The sequence below is a fragment of the Limnochordia bacterium genome (genome assembly GCA_023230925.1).
Taxonomy (GTDB): Bacteria; Bacillota; Limnochordia; order DUMW01; family DUMW01; genus JALNWK01.
Window position 1 is genome coordinate 1 of the sequence record JALNWK010000099.1, and the last position, 3658, is coordinate 3658.

1 protein-coding gene is annotated in these 3658 nt (G+C 48.2%); it reads left to right on the plus strand.

The features are described from left to right. Positions 1-634 precede the first annotated feature (634 nt). Positions 635-3382, plus strand: coding sequence for a hypothetical protein (locus M0Q40_12555; GenBank protein ID MCK9223418.1), 2748 nt, complete (start codon positions 635-637; stop codon positions 3380-3382). Positions 3383-3658 lie beyond the last annotated feature (276 nt).

Sequence of the window (3658 nt, forward strand, 5' to 3'; positions counted from 1 at the left end):
AAAAATGAAATTGGGGCCACCACTATGTGGTGGCTCACCCCCTCCGAAAGGGTGGCTCAATCCAGAGCGAGAGGGTGGCTCAACTTACTGCGGAACAGTGGCTCAGTCAGAGCGAAATATTCAAAAGTAGGATACTGAACGTAAGCCCTCTATATTCTACCTGTTTATGTGCTAGCCCTAGGTCAAAAGTCAGCTAACAGCCTTTCTGTCATTTTCATCGTGCCATACTGTGGGTTCATGACTATAACGTCACTCTCCATCCTGACCATACTGTCTAGAGCAACTTTTGGCTAATCAAACACGGTTCCTTCGAAGGTCAAGGAAGCGCTTGATTCTAATGACGTAGCCCATAGAGTATAGGTGAAAACAACGGACTTCAGAGAAGACTTCTTCATCCTAGTCCCCATTCTAGGGGCCCTTGGCACCTTTTAGCATCAATAATTCGCATCTAATGTAAACACTTTAATAAATGCAGCAGGAATTTGCCATGCCCATGGGGAAATTATTAGCTAAAGAGGTTACGGAAGGAACGGGGTATTTCACGTTCAGGAGTTGTCTCTACAGTCTTTAATATGAAGGAGCATCAGAAGCCGATGAAGAACATAAAAAAAAACTCGTTATTTGGATTGCTATGATGGTTATTCCTAGCTTAATGATTGTTGCGGCATTAGGACAAGCAAATGAACATGGACAAACCCCCTTGCAAGGACAATGGGAGCCCCTTTCCAGCCCTGACTGTGACAAGCAATTCCTGCGAAATAATTGGCTGCTGAAAAGCACCTATGGTCTAAGAGATACCGGTGAGGAGATCTCTTTGGTAGACTATGTCCCAGTTGATTGGATGGAGGCTGTGGTTCCGGGCACTCTCTTGGCGACATACGTCAAAAACGGCATTTACCCCGATCCATACTATGACATCAACAACAAACGATCAGAGAATCTCATACCCGATGCCAGCGACCCATGGAGCCCGTTCATGTACTGTCACTGGTACCGCACAACCTTTACCCTTGATGAAAGTAATAAGGGCCACCGTATTTGGCTGAACCTGGATGGGATCAACTGGAAGGCAGATATTTATGTTAATGGCCAAGCAGTGGGCAAAATGGCAGGAATGTTTAAACGAGGAAAGATAGACATCACCAGCGTTGCTCAGGTAGGCGAAAATGCCTTAGCGATCAAGGTCTATCCCCTGGAATACCCGGGAAAACCCCGGGATCGGGGATGTGGCGGCGATCGACAAATCGGTTACAATGCAGCCACCATGTATGTTACCATTGGCTGGGACTTCACGATTGTTGATGGTATCCGAGACCGTAACATTGGCATATACAGGGACGTTTATGTGACTAATACAAATGATGTAACAGTAGATGATCCCTATATGAGTACCCATGAAGTACCGGGGGAAACGGCTGATTTGGTTTTCAAGACTTACCTGACCAACTGGAGCAATAAGGCAGTCACCGGCACCCTTAGACTAGATATCCAAGGGGGAATTACCCTCAGCCAGGAAGTATCCCTTGAACCTAACCGAACGAAGGAGATTGTGCTGACCTCCACCGATCATCCCGAGCTTATTATCAAAAGCCCCCGGGTCTGGTGGCCTAACGGCCGAGGTAACCCCGAATTGTATGACTGCAAGGTATCCTTTATCACCAAAGATGTCATATCTGATGTGAAGAGTATCCGGTTTGGGATCCGGTATATTGAAATAGACACCAAGACCTACAATGGTCAGCTAAGCATGATTGTAAACGGCCAGCGGATGTTCATTCAAGGCGGAAACTGGGTGCAGGACGCCATGCTAAAAAACACGAAGAAGGACTATGATATAAAACTACGTCAGATTGCCCAGGCAGGTATAAACCTCCTGCGTCTTTGGAGTGCCAGCGGTCAAGAGAGCGATTATTTCTTCCAAAAGTGCGATGAGCTTGGAATCCTAACCTGGGTTGAGTCTGGTCAGGCCGTCCAAGTTAATAACACCTTCGATCCAAAACTACAGCTAGAAAACTGGGCAGATACTATCCTGCGGATACGAAGCCATCCTTGCGTGGCCGTCTACTGCGGCAGTAATGAGGGCCTTCCCATAAGCGGTACTAGGGAAACGGCAGAGCAATATGATTGCACTAGATGGTACCAGGATAGCTCCCAGGACAATGGCCAGCGGGGTTCGCCCTACCGTTGGATTGGTATAGACACCCTCTATGATTACACTTGCCATGACATATGGGGTTCGGGGCCCTTAGGACCCCTTGCGGGCTTCTGTAATGAGACGGGCAATCCGGTGTTGCCCCCGGCGGAAGTGCTCAAGGGTTTCATCCCTTCAGCGAAGCTCTGGCCGGTTTACAATAACCCTGAATTTAACGTTTCTATCAACTACCATGATGGAGGCGGCTTCCACCTGATGACCAAGTTCATCCAAGAAGGAGCAGCCCAATTTGGTAGTTTCACGACTCCCGATTTGGGTGGACGTATTGGCATTGAGAATTACACCTTCAAAGGACAGATCCTCGGTGCCATGGAATACCGGGCTGATTCCGAGATCTGGAAGCGGAATAAGTGGAATATCGAGGATGAAAAGTACAATACCGGTTATGCCATCTGGACAATTAACAACGCTAATCCCATGGCCAGTGCTCGGATCGCTAACTACTCCGGTGAAGCAAATTCGGCTCTTTACTACTTTGCCCATGGGAACAGGCCCGTCCACGTCCAGTATGATTACTGTTTTAACGATGTATCCCTGGTAAACGACACCCCTAGTTCCTTGGGTGCCATGACCCTACGCGCTGAGGTTCGTAACCTTGACTGGAGCTTGGCATGGACCAAGTCCAAGACCATATTTGGGGTAGAACCGGATGTAACCATGCGCAATGTCTTCGGGATCCCGCATAAAGACACACCAGGTTTTGATGATGTGCATTTTGTCTACCTTCAACTGTTGGATGAGCAAGGAAAACAATTGGACGACGTCCTCTACTGGCGCACTAAGAAGGGACCAGGATATGGTGCCGACGGGGACTTCTCTGCCCTAATGAATATGCCCGGAGCCAAGCTAAACATTACCTCTAACATGACAGCAGCAGAAGATAAGCAGGTGGCAAAAGTCACCTTAACTAACAACTCCCATGCTTTAGCCTTCTTCATTCGGCTTAAGGTGTATACCAAGGATTCACAGCAACTGGTGGAATCTACATATTACGAGGATAATTACTTCTCGATCCTACCAGGGAAAACCAAAACTATCCAGCTGGACTACTACACCGAAGACCTAAAAGGAGAAGAAGCCCAGTTGATTGTGGAAGGATGGAATTTCGGCGAAGCACGGTTACCCATTGAAGGCTCTGGCTCCACCACCAAGGTCTTCTCCTCTAAATAACGGATACGGGAAACATACTCCCGATAAACAGGTGATGCTGAGCGTGCTTGGCGTCACCTGATTATCTTACTATTACTGCATGAGCCGATGGTGTGGACCGAGCTCTTCGAAGACGGCTCACTCACGGTCGCGTTGGTTGACCATTTGACCCACTGAATATTTCGCTCTGACTGAGCCACTGTTCCGCAGTAAGTTGAGCCACCCTCTCGCTCTGGATTGAGCCACCCTTTCGGAGGGGGTGAGCCACCACATAGTGGTGGCCCCAATTTCATTTTT

Bases quoted from the DNA above. Each gene is read 5' to 3' on its own strand.
- M0Q40_12555 (MCK9223418.1), top strand. From the start codon at position 635: ATGGTTATTCCTAGCTTAATGATTGTTGCGGCATTAGGACAAGCAAAT.